The organism is Candidatus Lariskella endosymbiont of Epinotia ramella (assembly GCF_964019805.1).
GTDB lineage: Bacteria > Pseudomonadota > Alphaproteobacteria > Rickettsiales > Midichloriaceae > Lariskella.
Genome location: NZ_OZ026472.1, coordinates 1,371,395 through 1,388,335 on the forward strand (window position 1 = coordinate 1,371,395; position 16,941 = coordinate 1,388,335).

Consider the following 16,941-nt stretch of genomic DNA (forward strand, 5'->3'; position numbering starts at 1 on the left):
AAGTCTCAGAAGAGACATGAAATGGTGCCACGAGTGTCAAAATAGCGCTTTAAATCTGTAAGAAAATGTTATAATAAACGCAAAAAACTTACGGATTTTGTGAAAGCAGTGTTTTGCTTAGGCACATGAGTAATAATATATACAGAAATTAGCGCAGTGCTGAATCCTGTGCTAATTTTTACACATTTAACTTCTCCACAAAAATTGATTTGCATAGCAAATAAATTTTTAGCGGATGAACTATCTATAAATAAAATAGTGTAAAAAGTGAATTCTAGTCTAACAAAGTTGCCTGCCATTTTTGATAGAGCCTTGCATAAAAAGTTTATTTCAAAAAATATAAAGCACTTTCAAAATCATTCCTTCCTTTTCGATCAAGTTTCAGCAAATACGCTAGACTTTCTTAACGACATAAGCGCAGATTTTTCTGACTGCCTTATCTATGGTTTTTTCACGAATACTTCACTTATAAATGCGAAAAATATAACATTATACAACCTCATTGAATGTCAAGCAAAATCAACTAAGCGCAATATAGTGGAGTCTATTATATGCGATGAAGAAGATATAAATCTTCATGGCAAAAAATTTGATCTTATAATATCCCACCTCTCACTGCATTTTATTAATGATGTTCCTGGAGTTTTAACATGTTATCTTGACGCTTTAAAACCTGGCGGTCTTTTTATAGCAAATTTGTTTGGTGACTTTACACTACAAGAACTTAGAAATGCACTTGGGCTTGCTGATTTAGAATACTATGGGGGCGTTTTTCCTAGAATCTCACCTATGATAAGCTCGAAGTCTGCTGCTGAATTAATGCAAAGATCTGGTTTTGCGAATTCCATTATACAAAATAACCGCATCACTGTATATTACAGCAGCATCAAAGAACTTCTGAACGACATTAGATTTAGCAGACAAAGTAACTGTATGTACAACCGCGCAAATGATATTCCACCCAAGACTTTTTTCAAGACCGCTGAAAAATTTTATAAAGAGCAATATCAAACGCATGATGGAAAAATACCAGCAACATTCGACATAATTTCTCTCCATGGCTTCAGAGATAGAGCAATGTAGTCTATCCATGAAAAATTAGCTTAAAGAAGCGGCCATGCGCTAATTTTCGGATATATAGTATGGCGCCAAAAGTCTCGAAAGTGCGCATGAAATAGCGCCCCTGAGTGTCAGAATAGCGCTTTAAATCCGTAAGAAGAGGTTATAAGTCAGTGCAAAAACCTTTACGGATTTTGTGCAAGTAGTGTTTTTGTGCGCGGCGCAGGACCAATTAATGTATCCAAAAATTAGCGCAGCGCCGAATCCTAGGCTAATTTTTGCACATCTCACTTCTCCACAAAAATTGATTTGTTTGCGTATATAAATTTTTGGGGGGACGAACTATATAATTTACTAGTATTAGACACAAATTCTATAAAATCATTGGCAACTCGCAATAGCAATATCGAGAAATTGGATTAACAATCAATTTTTTATAGATTGAATAGTTTTCTTCCAAGCTTTTCCAGCAACATGTATAGACCCTACCTTTTGTTCAGACCACCTATGCTCTACATCATCAATCGATTTGATATAACACCTCGACGCCCATTCAATTGCAGCATCTACCTTGCTTGATATAAGCTCATATATATTTTCTTCAAGCCACTTTTGTGTATCACATAATGCTTCTAACACATCTTTGACTCTATATCCAGTAACAGAAGAGAACCCTGATATATCTTTCGACATTGCGATGACTTGAAAATACCTAGCAAATAACTCAGATTGAACATGAGATTTCTGATAATGTGACACTTCCTCAAATAAGACTTTTTTTATAGTAGCTTTCAGTGTGATATTACTCACCTCTGCTCTTTTTAGGTTATTCAATAAAACACTTGAAAAATCATGCAGCGGCAGCTCAACTTCTCTTTCCAACATATGTGCAATCTCATGAATAATCACATCATACCCAAGTTTTTTGATGGTAATTACATATCTCTTTTTTTGCTTAAATTTATTTAGCAAATTATTTATTGAGACTGACTCAATAGTCATACAATTACCTTCATCAAGATCAAAAAACTGTCTATCTTGCACTTTGAATCTCAGCAACTCTTGCTGGCATTTAGTCGCACTCAGATCCATCAATGGCTTTAAACAATTATACTGATACAGATGCCGCAGCATCTGCATAAACACCACATTCAAAGACTCTTTTTGAAAATCGGACATTTTTTCTAGAATCATGATTGGATCTGGTTTCGTTAGCATAAAGGTTCCTATTTTAAAATCAGGCTAAGTAGTGAAAATTGCAAATTTAACAAATGCAGCTCAACAAGAAATAATTTGCAATAAATAGCGCGCCACACATAAAAAACTCAAAATCTCTAACGACAAACTGATATATACTTACATGCTTTTAACCACATCTCTAACACTAAATATAGTGAGTGCACACATCTATTACATAATCCCTAAAAATTATCTATACTTTGCTTTATATTTTAGCTAATGTTACAATCCATTTCTATATATAATATGTCTTTTTGATATATAATTCACTAATAGCAAAAACTGCCACAATATTCAAAACCAACTTCCTGGAAGAAATAATGATGATTAAAACGACTATTGACACGGAAGAGATTGCAAAGTTTAACAAATCCTCAGAAAAATGGTGGGATGAAACCGGAGAATATAGCTTACTACATAAAATGAATCCCGTGAGAATTGAGTATATCAAGGAATGTGCAGCTTTATACCTTCAATGCATAAACCACACTTTGTATTACAACAAATACAAAATACCTGATAACACTTGTATTGATATAATCAACTCTTACCAAATTATAGAAGCTGAAGCAGGATCTTGCGATTATCTTCCGCTTGATGGATATAAAATCCTAGATATTGGGTGTGGAGGCGGCATACTCAGCATTCCACTCAAGAGACTTGGCGGAGAAATAGTTGGTATTGATGCTGGAATTGACAATATAAAAGCTGCACGTTTGCATGCACAAAATATGAAAATTGCAATAGATTATATCAATACTACATCGGAAGAGCTTGCAAAATCTCAAAAACATATAGGATCTTACGATATAGTGCTTTGTATGGAAGTCATTGAACACGTTGCTGATTTCAAACTAATTTTAGATTCAGTAGCTAAGCTATTGAAAGATGGGGGCATATTTATATTATCTACTATCAGCAGAACATTGAATTCCTTTGTTAAGGCAATATTTTTTGCCGAATATGCGCTAAACATTGTTCCACGCGGCACGCACTCCTGGAAAAAGTTCCTAAAACCCTCTGAAATTGTACAACATTTAGAAACTAGGGGCTTTTCGCTCAGAGATATAAAAGGATTGGAATTTAGTATACTTACTCAAAGCTGGCGCAGCACAAACGGTGTTAACACTAATTATATTTTATGTATGCAGAAGACATAAATCTAGCTTTATTCCATTATTTAATGCTTATATACTGCATATAAAATCCCAAAAACGTTAGAAAATTTTGAAACATAATACCTGCCATTTGAACGAATTTTCTAGCAAAATAGAATCTAATTACATTGATAATACATAAAACATTATATCTGTGATTTTAATATATCCTCGTTTTAAATAGTCCTTGCATCATCACTCTGAAACTGAGAATTTATCTTGACCTGCAAGCAATGATGGCGCACATAACTCCAGCAGAAAAAGTAGCAAATTTGCCAAAAACCTTATGGATTTTGTTAAGTAGCGTTTACTATGGACAGGACAAATTGTATATCCGAAAATTAGCGCAGAGCAGAGGCTTCAGGCTCACCTTTGTACATTTTATTTTCCGCAAAAATTTATTTGCGCAGCAAGTCTATTTTTTTGGATGCCAAATAACATTTAGAAAAATAGTGAAAATTACAGAAATTTTGCGTCAAAATGCGCTGACAGCGACATGACCTAAAGTTTTATCTATATTATATAGCATTTAATACTCAGCTAAATTCTATTTGACGACAGCACTGTTAATAAAATAATTTATTTAAGAAAAGAATGCCATTCTCGTTATATTATATAAAGATATTTATTTGCTCAAAACTACTTCACTTTAACACCAGATAATTTTTTATCAGCTATACCTCAAAAAGAGTTAGTAAGCATTAGTCTGTAATGCGCTAATTTCAAAAGCATTATGAGCATTGATAGTTTGACTCTATCTTCCTAAAGCTTTATTATTTTTCTCGCAAATAGCACTATAACACGACTTAAACTCCTTGAAATGATTACTATATACACACTTTGCATTAATTAAATTTATTGTTCAATGACACCGGCATATACCAGAAAAATCGCACAAAAGCTGCCAATTAAACAGCTTGCAAAAATTTTTGATGCGATATCTTCTTATGGAGAAGTCCGCCTGGTTGGAGGATGTGTAAGAGATATAATATTTGAAAGCATAAACAAAGCAGCTCAATACGAATCAAGCGATTTGAGAGATGGCAAATCACTGCTCAATCATTCCGATGAAGCAGTAAAAAATCAGCAAAATCCTCCAGCAGATCAGACATCAAACATGGATTACGATATGAGCACCACAATCAAACCATGTGATTTAATTAAGATATTGCACTCTTCTAATATCTCAGCACGCATGATAAGTGCGAAACACGGGACTGTACTAGCAACGCTAGATAATATCAGATGTGAAATCACCACATTACGAAAAGATGTAAAATGTGATGGAAGACATGCGGACGTAGAGTTCATAGATAACTGGGAAGAAGATGCCGCGCGCAGAGATTTCACAATAAATGCGATGTCTATGGATTTGTCGTGGAATATTTATGACTATTTTAATGGACTTGCAGACTTAAAAAATCGCATCGTTAGATTTGTTGGAGATCCTATAAATAGGATCAAAGAAGACCACTTAAGAATTCTTAGATATTTTAGATTCTGCGCATATATTGGAACATCAAATATAGATCAAGCCAGCCTTGCTGCTGCAGCCACTCTTTCTTTTGAACTTTCTTCTATATCAGGAGAAAGAATCCGATCTGAATTTTTTAGAATACTTTCTGCGAAATATGCAAAAGATGTGGTGAAGTTAATTTTTAGTCACAAAGTAAATCGTGCTATTGGTATTGCTGATATCAATATAGACCTACTAAGCAGAGTACACTTTAGTGGTGATAGACTGGTCGACATTGCAGCCCTTATTATACTTTCTGACTCACACAAAATAGATATACTGAAAATTGCAGATAGATGGAAACTATCTGAAAATGAGAAAAGGACTATGATATCTTTATATGAGCAATATATGACATATGGCAACGCACTTTGCAGCTCTGACATTATGCTACATAAAAAATGCCTATATATCTTCGGGGAACAATTATATAAGAAAATGCTATCTTTAACTTTAGTGCTGAATCATCAACTCAAATTAGATACATTGATAAACCTAATGAAAGATCAAATTATCCCAACCTTTCCAGTTGATGGTTATGACATAAAAAATTTAGGGCTGACAGGAAAAGAGATAGGAGATGCAATGCGACACTTAAAGAAATTATGGATAGACAGCAACTTTAGCATTTCTAAAGAAAAATTGCTCGAAAAAGCTATAAATCATAAAGAGAACCTTTGATCCATCAATTATCTCGTCTACTATACGCTCGTCATACTTTTCAAAATTGATGTCGTCAAAATGCTTCTTATAAAACGCAAGTTAGTATGCGCCAAAAGTCTCGAAAGTGCGCAAATAGACCTCCTGAGTGTCAAAATAGCGCTTTAAATCCGTAATAAAATGTCATAATAAACGCAAAAACCTTACGGATTTTATGAAAGTAGTGTTTTTTTAGGCGCAGGGCCAATTAATATATCCAAAAATTAGCATGGGACTAAGTCCTGGGCTAATTCTTGCGCATTTCACTTCTCCACAAAAATTTATTTGCGCAGGCAAATCAACTTTTAGCGGATGAACTCGCTAATTACATTATTATTAATACCAAATCCCATTGTGAACAAGTCATATAATTTACGGTGCAAATATGTACTTCATAACAACATTAAACTCTCCTGCGCAGCGTGTATAAAACTATATCCTGCAGCAAAGAGACATGCTCCAGTTCTCTAATATTGTTCAACGCACTAAGCGCTGACTGCGCATAGAATGCTGCAACCTCTTGAATCTTCTCAAAAATATTTTGACGTACTAAAACTTCTATAATAGCTGCAAAGCTCGTCATATCTCTCACGCTTCCACTAAATGACCTGTGCAGCAACTCTTTTTCATCATCACATGCTTCACTAAACGCCAGTATTATAGGCAGAGTCACCTTTCCCTCAAGAAAGTCATTTCCTATTTCTTTACCAAATTCATTTGAGTTTCCAAAATAGTCCAACAAGTCATCTATAATCTGAAACGCAATACCAAAGTTTAGGCCAAATTCATAAAATGCAGATACTATATCCTGCTCTGCATTTGCCGCTATTCCTCCCACTTTACAGGCAGCAGCAAAAAGGGCCGCAGTCTTAGATGTCACAAGATTCATGTAGTCCTGCTGAGTAATACCAACTTGCTCTATTAATTGAAGTTGCCACACTTCGCTTTCTGCTATCGTAGCAGCCGCATTAGAAAGTGTTTCCAAAGCTTCAAGAGAACTTGTCTTTACCATTAATTTGAAAGCTTGACTAAACAGATAATCACCAACCAATATACTTGCTTTATCACCCCAGATATTATTTGCAGTCTTTCTATTTCTGCGGAGCTTGCTTTGGTCTATGACATCATCATGCAATAGAGTTGCAGTATGTATAAACTCAACTGCTGCCGCAAGCAAAACGTGATCTTCTGTACTGCAACGACAAATCTTGGCACATGCAAGTGTCAGAATGGGCCTGAGCCTCTTTCCACCAGAATTTGCTATGTATGATATAATATCAGGTATCAAGTCAGTGACATGGCTTTTTGCTAAATTTATCATGTACTCATCAACCCCTCTTATGTCTTTAGACACAAAAGCCTTCAGCCTATTTATGGGATTTCCTTCTATCACTCTTTTTCTTTTTCAACGAGGTTTTGCACTGTACTAACCACAGATTCAAGCTCTACAAATGTAGGTTGATAACAGGTAGGAACGTTAGCCCTACCTATCTCTACAGAGATCTGCGGCGGATTGTCACGCAAGTGTGAAAGTATCACATCACGAATCACAAGGTAGAAATGATAATCTTCATCGACGATAGATTCAAGCTTTTTCCCTATGGGCCCAACAATACAGTATGCCAAAAATACTCCAAGGAAAGTACCAACAAGCGCTCCTGCTATCATACCACCTAAAATCTGTGGCGGTTTATCAACACTTGACATAGTTTTAATTACACCAAGCACAGCAGCAACAATACCAAGAGCTGGAAGTCCATCTGCAACTGTGGTAAGCGCTTCAGCAACTGCTAACTTTTCATGATGCATTTTTGTCAGTTTTTGCTCTATCGCATCTTCGATTTGGTTTACATCCTCAAGATGCATTCCTATAAGACGCAATGTATCACAAATAAACGTAACTGCAATATTATCTTCTAAGATCCTCGGATATTGCCCAAATAATGGGCTTTCTTCAGGATTTTCTATATGATTTTCAAGCGCAAGAATACCTCGAGTTCTTATAGTCTTTGTAATTGCATAAAGAAGGCATAAAAGATCCGTATAATCTTGCTTTTTCCACTTTGATCCTTTAAAGCTGCTACGTACTTGACTCATAGTCTTCTTGATTGTCGTCAACTTATTACTAACCAAAAACGCGCCTAGCGCAGCACCTCCAATCAACATTGTCTCATGCGGCAGTGATCCTAAAACAACTCCTATACTTCCACCACTTATCGTATAAACACCAAAAACACACAGAAAAGTAAAAATCATTCCTAGAAAGCCTAACACAGCAATCACCCATTAATAGTTAAAACTTATCACAGCTATAAGGAGAGTTTAGTAATTATAACGCGTGGAGTAAATAACAAACTAACTATTAGAAATATATATTTATGTATTTTATAGAAATCTTAATGGCTATATATTACGATATATAAATGTCGTTGAACTGAATCTATACACGCGATATATATAACATCATGACAATGATGTGCAATATTTTACCAATATCGCATATTTCTTCTTTATATCGCCTTATATGTTATAAAAAAATCAAAGTGTAACAAAATTGCTGGCTAATTTCAAACAAGCAAAAATGATAGCAATTTATAATATCGAATAGTACTGCGTATTAGACTTCTTCTTTCAACACTCGTTCCAATGAGACAAACACAATGGAGCGTACAGTGCACAAAGAAGCACATAAGCATCCTGAAGGCTAAGGATGCGACAAAGCAATTAGCCGCTGTGCGGGGCAAATATTTAAAAGAAGAAGTCTATTGCAAAATGCGATAATATGGTTGTGATTGCGGTTTTCATTGTATTAACCGGCTACTTAAACAAACTCGAGTTGATGATTAATAACACGGGTGTGCAGCAGATTTTCCTGCAATACAAAGAGAAGAATATATTGGCGCTACCTTCATCAGTAGGCGCACGCGGATTTTGAGTGCATGATTTTTTATCTTAGAGTGCAAGTTAATTTCTGCGTCTAATACTTTTACATATTGTTGCAAAGAAATTAACTGAGTAGCGCGAGTTGCCAATTAAAAATTAAGCATCTAAGCCACTAATTGCAGGTAATGCAGATAAATAGATCTTTCATAAAATCATCAAAAAAACAGCACATTGATGCAAAAACCTTTTCCACATGTTATTTTTGTTCATTTGCAAAACCATAAAGCAACATATAGCTCCCTACAAATCTATCATACAACAATCAATTCATTGGCAACTCACGCTAAGTAATACTTGAAAATCAGGCCAGAAAAACTTACACAATGACTTATCTAATAACGCATACTATTTTATCACTTTAGTGAGCGCTGCAACGTATCTATACTGCAGGCGCAGAGTTGATTTTAACTTTTGCGCGCATACGAAATTAGACTGCAAAAAGAGCTAGGAAGAATTGTGCGCGCGTGTATACAAAATACATAAGGAGCATTTTAAAGGCGTAAAATATATATCCTAAGAAGCTGTTGAATTTCGAACCCAATTTTGACAACAAGCTTTAGCTACATTTCTTATCTTTGCCATAAAAGACTCTCTCTCAACTATGCTAAGAGCGCCTCTTGCTTCAAGGATATTAAAAAGATGAGAGGCCTTTAGACAAATATCGTACGCAGGCTGCGCAAGATCCAATCCAGCTAACCTTTCAGCTTCAGATATATAATCATGAAAATGTGACGAAAGCATTTTTATATTTGCATCTTTAAAGTTATATTGACAGTATTCCTTCTCTGATTGCAAAAAGATATCTGAATACTTCACACCGCGATTATTCCAGGCAAGATCCCAAACGCTATTTATACCTTGGATATACATAGCAATACGTTCAAGTCCATAAGTTAACTCGGCTGGAATTGATTTACACTCTATGCCGCCTATCTGCTGCATATAGGTAAACTGCAGAACCTCCATACCATTACACCAAAGTTCCCAGCCCAGCCCCCAAGCACCAATTGTAGGATTCTTCCAGTCATCTTCTACAAACCTCATATCATTCTTATGCTTAGAAAGACCTATGCTCTCTAAACTCTCTATACAGAGCTCTTGTATATTTTCTGGTGATGGCTTTAATATAACCTGAAGTTGATAGTAATGCTGCATTCTATTAGGATTTTCACCATACCTTCCATCGGTTGGTCTGCGACATGGTTGTGCATATACCACATTCCAAGGTTTATCTTCTAAACAACGCAATGTCGTTGCAGGATGCGACGTTCCGGCTCCAACTTCCATATCATATGGCTGCAGGATTACACAACCATTATTAGCCCAAAAACGCTGCAAAGTGAGTATTATATCTTGAAAGTACATTTTTCTCTATCAAACTTATTCATTCGCAATGATTAGAAGCGCAGCACTGCAACATGTTTAAAGCGACATATTACATAAATTTTCTGAGAAGCTAACTAACTTTAAATACCTATATATGCGTTAGCGAGAAAAATATGCAAAAACTGCAGAGTCAGCATAGAACGCATGATTTTCAGGTGCTAATTATCTGCTTTACTCATATAAAAGTCAATTACTTGTTTCGCTTTGCAAACGATATCATTTAGCTTATCATTCAAATAAAATTTATGTTTATGATGCTGCGGGCATATTATCTTGTTAACAGCGCAATAAGAAATTACAAAAAATTTAGCGCTTGTTTTTCTGAAGATTATTCATATTGTTAATATTTATGCAATAAAATGGTGATTTTATACTGCTTCCTCTGTATTCTTCATATTCTATCATTTGAATATTAATGCATTTAGTATTATAATTCACTTTACAATTTCGCATTGGGATCGCGATTTTTGCTTATTAAAAAGATTTCTCCACAAACTTAAGGCTAAAGCTCTCAGTATTTATCAGATAAATCGATAAAAAGAGTGGATGGCGATGCCTGGCAAAAAAGCTGGCGGCGAATTTTGATTTAATTGGCAATTTTTGCAGCAAAATATAGCATGCGCTTCGTTTAATTTAAAATTAGATGTGTAGTAAGTCTATTACCAGGGCAATGTTTGTATTATCAATCTATAGAATTATAGAGCAGCCAATAGTAGTATTAATAAATAAAATTTAGAGAAGTATATGTTTAGCTATAATGGTGGCATTCTTCAAGAGAGCCGGAGAGAGCAATGCTACGATAACGATAACGAAACAAATAGCGATTCAGCTAGCAGCGTTAAAGATGCAGAAGAGTTTAAGCAACAATACAGCGATGATCATAGAAAAAGCGATAAAATTACAAGTAATTCTGTACAAAAAGAATTTTCAACTCAACATAACACTAAAAAAGAGAATATAGACATGAAAAACGAAGTAGGTTTACCTAGTTGCAATGGACAAACAGCAAATTTCCCACTCTCTTCACATTGCAAAACTAATTTAATGCAAGAAGCTGAAGCAAGCGTTGAATTTAACAAAAAAGTTTTTGATGCATTTCAGCACTTCAAGTCAATAAACTCGCTCATGCAAAAGTCTATGCAAAATGCAACAGCCGCATACAAAATAGCAAGCACAAGTTCACTGGCTGATGATATCAAATCATTCCTTGGGATGTTTGAAGTTTTATCTAAAGATCAAGGTGTTACAACCGCGCTTAACACTGTAAAATCTACAAAAGCAACATTCAGAGGCGAGAATCAAAAAGCTAAAGAGCTAGCTGGCACTTTTTCCAAAGCATTTAAAGGCGCATATGAAAGCGCGCTAGATAAAGATGAATTTTCTGGACAGAAATTCGATCAGCAAATTGCAGATCTAGTACAAAATGTGATGAGAAAGGGACAGGAAGGAGAAGAAGGAGAAAGCATTATTGATTTTGGCAAATTGTTTGAGTCAATTATAGAAAGCTCAAAGAGAAAATTGTATGACAAAGCAATGCATGGCGAAGCAAAAACTGTATTTAAAACTTTAGCCAGCAGCAACTTTGAAAAGGGCGATCAATATACAGATCATGGTACTGATATGCACAAAGCATTTACTTCTCTTTGCAACGCTGAATATACAGAAAGTAGTGGTCAATATGCAGCAAAGGAGAGTCTTTATCAAAGATTGTGTAAATTATAGTAGAGCCTATATTTGGAATTAATAAAGAATATAGGTAATTAGAATGAAGACAGAAAAGAATAAGAAAATAAATGAAGCGATAGATTTACTGATAGAAGGAAGAGCGGATTTAAAGACAGTACTGAAGCAGGATGGATTGATTAAGGAATTAACGAAGAGTATTTTGGAGAGAGCCTTGCAGGCAGAAATGTCTGAACACTTAGGTTATAACAAATATGATAGGTCTGAAACTGAGAATTGCAGGAATGGTCATTATAATAAGAATTTGATTACTGAGAATGGCAGTATCGAGTTAAATATTCCGCGAGATAGAGAAGGTAAATTTGCACCTGTAATTGTCTCCAAGAATCAAACAAGAATAGATGGTTTAGATCAAAAGATAATATCTCTGTATGCCAAGGGGATGAGTTTGTCTGATATCAAGATCCAATTACAAGAATTATATGGAGCAGAAGTTAGTGAGAGTTTAATTAGTAGGGTTACAGATGATGTAATTGATGAGGTTAGAATTTGGCAGAGTAGACCTCTTGAACCATTATATCCTATAGTATATTTTGATTGTTTAATAGTTAAGGTAAGGCAAGATAAACAGATAATTAATAAATCAGTATATGTTGCGCTGGGTATAGATTTACAGGGCCGGAAAGATATTTTAGGATTATGGATAAGTGAGAATGAAGGATCTAAATTCTGGCTTAGTAATTTTACTGAATTGAAGAATCGAGGATTAAAAGATATATTAATTGCCTGTAGTGATAACCTGACTGGTATGTCTGAAGCTATATGCGCAAGTTATCCCAAAACTGAGCATCAGCTTTGTATAGTACATCAAATTAGAAATAGCCTGAAGTATGTATCATATAAAGACAGAAAATTATTGGCATCAGATTTAAAGCTTATTTATAGCTCTGCTACTGAAGATGAAGCGCATCTTGCCCTAGAATCTTTTGATAAGAAATGGAGTAAACGATATCCACATATAGCAAAATCCTGGTATAATAATTGGGAGAATCTTGTAATATTTCTGCAATATCCAGAGAGTATCCGTAAGATAATTTACACTACAAATGCTATAGAATCGCTGAATAGTCAGTTGAGAAAAGTTACAAGAAATAAGCGTGTTTTCCCAAATGATGATTCGGTATTCAAGGTTTTATACCTAACGATTGATTATATTACCAAAAAATGGACCATGCCTATCTCTAACTGGAATGAAGCTATGGCTCATTTTATAATCAAATTTGATGGGAGATTTTAATGGCTCTAAAAAATTTACACAATCAATGGGATAAACCCTATGTTCTTCTGTTTTCAATCTCTTTGACAGCATAGGGCTTTATTCATAAGCACTGGCATTAAATGGTTTGGTGAGTATTTTTGTACATTTAACTGCTGCGCAACAATTTATTTGCGCAGCAAAACATGCTTTGCAGATAGACTGACTAGTGCATACCTGAATAATTTGCTCGTGCACAATCTTTAAGCGTGATAAGCTCAACATTTGAGAGAAAACAAAACGTATTAAAGTAATGTATGAATGATGCAAATATTTGGCAAATAAGTACTAAGCAGCACTTAAAGTCATCCTATTTTGAAATGTTTTATACATAAAATAAAACAATAAGATAGAAATAAAATGCTGCGCTATAATGCCTGACTTTAACAATTAGCATGATATGATTTTATGCCACACAAATAAACCACAACTTTAGTTATAAAATTGTTGCTTCATAACTCTCAAAGCCAAGGATTTATCTTTGCCTGCAAGCAATGATGATCCGCAGAAAATCATGCAGAAAAATGGATTTTGTTAAGTGGTATTTGCTAGATACAGGACAAATTTTATGTCCAAAAATTAGCACAGCAAATCAATTTCTGACGCACATACTATAAACTATAAAATGGAATCAGTCTCATTTATGCCAAATTATACAATGCAATATATTCAAAAGAAGTACGGAAAAAAAACAAAAGAAGAGTCGCTCAAGGATGCTCTTGAACATTATAAGGCCATGTATTCTTTGTTAATGAACTGCGTCAAAACAGCCAAGCATAACACAGAATCCAATGAATTTGTTTTTGATTATCTATACAGTTTTTCTATGTTATATGGAACTATAAGGAATAATAGTGAACTTATAACGCTCTTCAAATCTTTACAAACTAATCAAGGAATTGATGTTGCAAAGGCTTCCTCATCCCTGTCTAATGGAATACTCTCTGCACTAATAGCACTGCTGAATCAAAATCCAAGCGGGACACAAGAAGAAGCACTTCTCAGCTTAATCACAAATAACCAACCGCCGCAAAGTCTTATAGACTTGAATAGTTTTTCTACGACTTTATTAACAAATGCAAGAATCAAACCTTACACGTCAAGCATACAAAATCCTGATGCAAAAGAATTCGTTACAGTGCAAAATGGTGAGCTTAAAAAATCTTTTTCTGAGGAATGCAAATTGAAATTTGCTGTATATTACCCAGACATTGATTTTATATGCAGTCAAAATTACATAGATTTTACGTACCAATTGTTTCAAGACATAGGTTTATATAATAATGCGCAACACGATGAGTTATAGCCAAAAATTGGCATTAATCTGCACTTTGTTTTTTATTGCTGAAGCACAATTGGCGTACTGTACTAATATAGTGTGCGTGCCAAAAAAATTGAGACCTATAAGAATCAAAAACAGGAAGTGACATCAATGAATATTCAATGTCAACTTCCTACACAAGACAAACAACGCAATACAAAAGTTGCGCCAGCACGATGTCCTATAAAGCTACAAAAATATGATCACCTACTAGATGCATTAAAAGACAAATATAAAGATGAGAGTCTCGAAAAAGCCAGAATGGAACAAGCTAGAATAGAAAAAGCTAGACTTGCGGCAAGAAAAAATGCAGTAAACGCTCAAAAAAAATATGTAATGAAGCGATCAGAACCAATGAGCAGACCATATTTTAAAATGAGTATGGGATATGCATTTCACAGCGACTTTAAAGCAGTGCCAGGAATAGGAAGTATGTATGTAGAAAACGCAAAAGCGTCTAATACAGTTATGCCAAGGGTTGAACTTGGAGGACAAACAACAAAAAACTTATCGTTTGGTGTTTACCTTAGTTATAGCAAACGCGAGTTTAATGCTATGCCACAAGGTGTCAATAATGACGGAGAGATCATTCCTGGAACTTATACATTTATCAACATGCCAACAAAGAGCATTAGCGCAGGAATAAGCACATGCTATGAATATGGTGGCGCTGCAAGCAATTTCAAGCCATATATAACTGCTAGCGCTGGCATTGCAAGAAATTCTATAAGCTATAACCACCTAATAGAATCGAGAGATGTCAACATTACTGCTTTTGGCAAGACACGAGAGTCATTTGCATGGGATGTAGGAGTAGGACTACTTACAAAGGTCAACAATAACTTGAATATTGACTTGTCATTTAGATATGTTGATCTTGGAGTTGCATCAACCAGTGATAAAGGAACAATTACAGCATCGGGAGAGGTACATAGAAGAATTAATGATGATCTCCTAACAAGTACGAGACTTAGCAGCTATGTAATAGCTTTAGGATTTAAATACGTTTTTTAAAAAGAAGGTTTTTAAAGACAAAGAATATTGCACATTAGTTTATTTTCGATATACCTCATGATAAATGAATAGTTTGTATTCATTAGACCTCTTTCGAAACTCTATTTATGACAAAAATTTGTACGTCGATTTTGTGCTTGCGGCTCCTCATGTATACCAAATATACTCTTGTCTTGCCGTATCTAAATCTTCTACCACTTTTTTGCCAGAAGCTAGTTTCGAAAGAGGTCTATTAAACTTCTTGCATAACCATTTGAGAATTTCTTCCACTTTTTTTGCAATTGATTGCCGGTCATTATAGAAACAGAAGAAAAAGATTTCATTTGAGATTTCATTGAATTGCTAGAATTTATAGTCTTTACACTTAAATTCTCGAAGCGCAGAATTTAAGCGCATCATCATTGCTTGCAAGCCGAGATAATTCCCCCGCTTTTTAGAGTTATACCAAGTACTAAAATTAGCTTAACAAATTTTAGAGCATAGTTTTGCGATATATAGTATGCTATTTCCATAACAATAATGGATATATTGGAGAAGGTAGTATGCGAGCTTATTAGAAATTGTGATATAAAAAACACTAAAGCAAATATATCACATAAACTATTAGCTAAATTAAATTTAGCACTTGGCATTATGACACAAGCGATTTGATAATTGACAACTCACGTTAATAACTTTTTACATACTATGATAGGCAAACTTACAGGAATTGTGGACTCAATCAAACAAGAATGTATTATTTTGGACGTTGGTGGAGTTGGTTATTTAGTTCATACACACCACTATGTTTTAAACCAGTTTTCAACAGGCGACATGGCCTCTCTATATATAGAAACTCTGGTAAAAGAACAAGATATCAGCCTATTTGGTTTTAATACAGAGGATGAAAAAGAATGGTTTAAAAATCTAATATCGGTCCAAGGTGTGGGAGCCAAACTTGCTATTGCAATACTTGGTGCATTCAGGACAAATGATTTACAAAATGCAATAATTACAGAAGATAAATTAAAATTTCAATCCATCAGCGGAGTAGGTGGGAAGATAGCAACTAGAATAATCAATGAATTAAAAAATAAAATAAAAACTATAAAAGAACTCAATATCGTGAATGCACAACTCAATAGAGTTGATTGCGATATTCATCAAAAGCAAGCTCTAGATGATGCAATAGAAGCATTAGTAGGACTCGGTTTCAGTAAATCAGACGCAATGAAGAGAATTGCTGGCATAGACACAAATAACAAGGACTTCACGCTTGAATCTTTGATAAAGCAAGCCTTGAAATCCAATATTCATTGATACTGAAGCGCAAATACTAATCTCAGAATTTAAGTTTGCAGCTTTCTCTGTATATCTGATGAAAATTCATCCAAACTTAATCAACTTATGGATCTGTTGCAAATAAGTTAGAAATAGATTATTAGTAGCAGCATATAAAAGCTATATCGTCATAGCTCTAAGAAGCTGAGGATTTATGTTGGCCTGCAAGCAATTATGAGGCGCTGAAAGTCCAGCAGGAAAAGTGGCAAAATTGCCAAAAACCTTATGGCTTTTTTAAGTAATATTTGCTAGTTACAGTACAAATTATATATAGCAAAGGAAGTTGAAG

General features: G+C 34.7%; 12 protein-coding genes. 8 read left to right on the top strand and 4 right to left on the bottom strand.

Translation table 11 applies throughout. The features are described from left to right. The first annotated feature begins 312 nt into the window (after positions 1–312). Entirely contained in the window at positions 313–1,083 is a 771-nt protein-coding gene (locus AACL20_RS05920; protein ID WP_339052008.1) for a methyltransferase domain-containing protein, read from the top strand. 402 nt (positions 1,084–1,485) lie between these two features. Here the strand turns inward: AACL20_RS05920 and AACL20_RS05925 are convergent, their stop codons facing one another. Continuing rightward, positions 1,486–2,199: a hypothetical protein gene (locus AACL20_RS05925; protein WP_339052009.1), complete on the bottom strand. Its 714-nt coding sequence runs from the start codon at positions 2,197–2,199 to the stop codon at positions 1,486–1,488. Between the two features lie 353 nt (positions 2,200–2,552). Here AACL20_RS05925 and ubiG point away from each other — a divergent pair, with 353 nt between their 5' ends. Together ubiG and AACL20_RS05935 are read left to right on the top strand one after the other, a co-directional pair. Then, positions 2,553–3,458, top strand: coding sequence for a bifunctional 2-polyprenyl-6-hydroxyphenol methylase/3-demethylubiquinol 3-O-methyltransferase UbiG (ubiG, locus tag AACL20_RS05930; protein ID WP_339052010.1), 906 nt, complete (start codon positions 2,553–2,555; stop codon positions 3,456–3,458). 862 nt (positions 3,459–4,320) lie between these two features. Next, positions 4,321–5,652, top strand: a complete 1,332-nt coding sequence (locus AACL20_RS05935; RefSeq protein ID WP_339052011.1) for a hypothetical protein — start codon at positions 4,321–4,323, stop codon at positions 5,650–5,652. Positions 5,653–6,073: 421 nt separating this feature from the next. Here AACL20_RS05935 and AACL20_RS05940 read toward each other — a convergent pair whose 3' ends face one another. The 3 genes from AACL20_RS05940 to AACL20_RS05950 all read right to left on the bottom strand — a co-directional run bounded on the left by AACL20_RS05940 (position 6,074) and on the right by AACL20_RS05950 (position 9,978). Next, entirely contained in the window at positions 6,074–7,024 is a 951-nt protein-coding gene (locus tag AACL20_RS05940) for a polyprenyl synthetase family protein (protein ID WP_339052012.1), read from the bottom strand. 35 nt (positions 7,025–7,059) lie between these two features. Then, entirely contained in the window at positions 7,060–7,944 is an 885-nt protein-coding gene (motA, locus tag AACL20_RS05945) for a flagellar motor stator protein MotA (RefSeq protein WP_339052013.1), read from the bottom strand. Positions 7,945–9,126: 1,182 nt separating this feature from the next. Beyond that, positions 9,127–9,978, bottom strand: coding sequence for a glycine--tRNA ligase subunit alpha (locus AACL20_RS05950; protein ID WP_339052014.1), 852 nt, complete (start codon positions 9,976–9,978; stop codon positions 9,127–9,129). A 765-nt stretch (positions 9,979–10,743) separates the two neighbouring features. Between AACL20_RS05950 and AACL20_RS05955 the strand changes: the two genes are divergently transcribed. From AACL20_RS05955 to ruvA, 5 genes are all read left to right on the top strand, one after another. Then, positions 10,744–11,721, top strand: coding sequence for a hypothetical protein (locus tag AACL20_RS05955; protein WP_339052015.1), 978 nt, complete (start codon positions 10,744–10,746; stop codon positions 11,719–11,721). Positions 11,722–11,764: 43 nt separating this feature from the next. Next, complete coding sequence (locus AACL20_RS05960; RefSeq protein ID WP_339052016.1) at positions 11,765–12,979, top strand: IS256 family transposase; 1,215 nt, start codon at positions 11,765–11,767, stop codon at positions 12,977–12,979. 643 nt (positions 12,980–13,622) lie between these two features. Beyond that, positions 13,623–14,303 (top strand): hypothetical protein, encoded by a 681-nt coding sequence (locus AACL20_RS05965; protein WP_339052017.1) that lies wholly within the window; start codon positions 13,623–13,625, stop codon positions 14,301–14,303. A 72-nt stretch (positions 14,304–14,375) separates the two neighbouring features. Next, entirely contained in the window at positions 14,376–15,332 is a 957-nt protein-coding gene (locus AACL20_RS05970) for an outer membrane beta-barrel protein (protein WP_339052018.1), read from the top strand. Positions 15,333–16,019: 687 nt separating this feature from the next. Further along, on the top strand, positions 16,020–16,631 hold the full coding sequence (gene ruvA, locus AACL20_RS05975) for a Holliday junction branch migration protein RuvA (protein WP_339052019.1): 612 nt from the start codon (positions 16,020–16,022) through the stop codon (positions 16,629–16,631). Positions 16,632–16,941 lie beyond the last annotated feature (310 nt).

Bases quoted from the DNA above. Each gene is read 5' to 3' on its own strand.
- AACL20_RS05960 (WP_339052016.1), top strand. From the start codon at position 11,765: ATGAAGACAGAAAAGAATAAGAAAATAAATGAAGCGATAGATTTACTG.
- AACL20_RS05965 (WP_339052017.1), top strand. From the start codon at position 13,623: ATGGAATCAGTCTCATTTATGCCAAATTATACAATGCAATATATTCAA.
- AACL20_RS05955 (WP_339052015.1), top strand. From the start codon at position 10,744: ATGTTTAGCTATAATGGTGGCATTCTTCAAGAGAGCCGGAGAGAGCAA.
- ruvA (WP_339052019.1), top strand. From the start codon at position 16,020: ATGATAGGCAAACTTACAGGAATTGTGGACTCAATCAAACAAGAATGT.
- AACL20_RS05925 (WP_339052009.1), bottom strand. From the start codon at position 2,199: ATGCAGATGCTGCGGCATCTGTATCAGTATAATTGTTTAAAGCCATTG.
- AACL20_RS05935 (WP_339052011.1), top strand. From the start codon at position 4,321: ATGACACCGGCATATACCAGAAAAATCGCACAAAAGCTGCCAATTAAA.
- AACL20_RS05950 (WP_339052014.1), bottom strand. From the start codon at position 9,978: ATGTACTTTCAAGATATAATACTCACTTTGCAGCGTTTTTGGGCTAAT.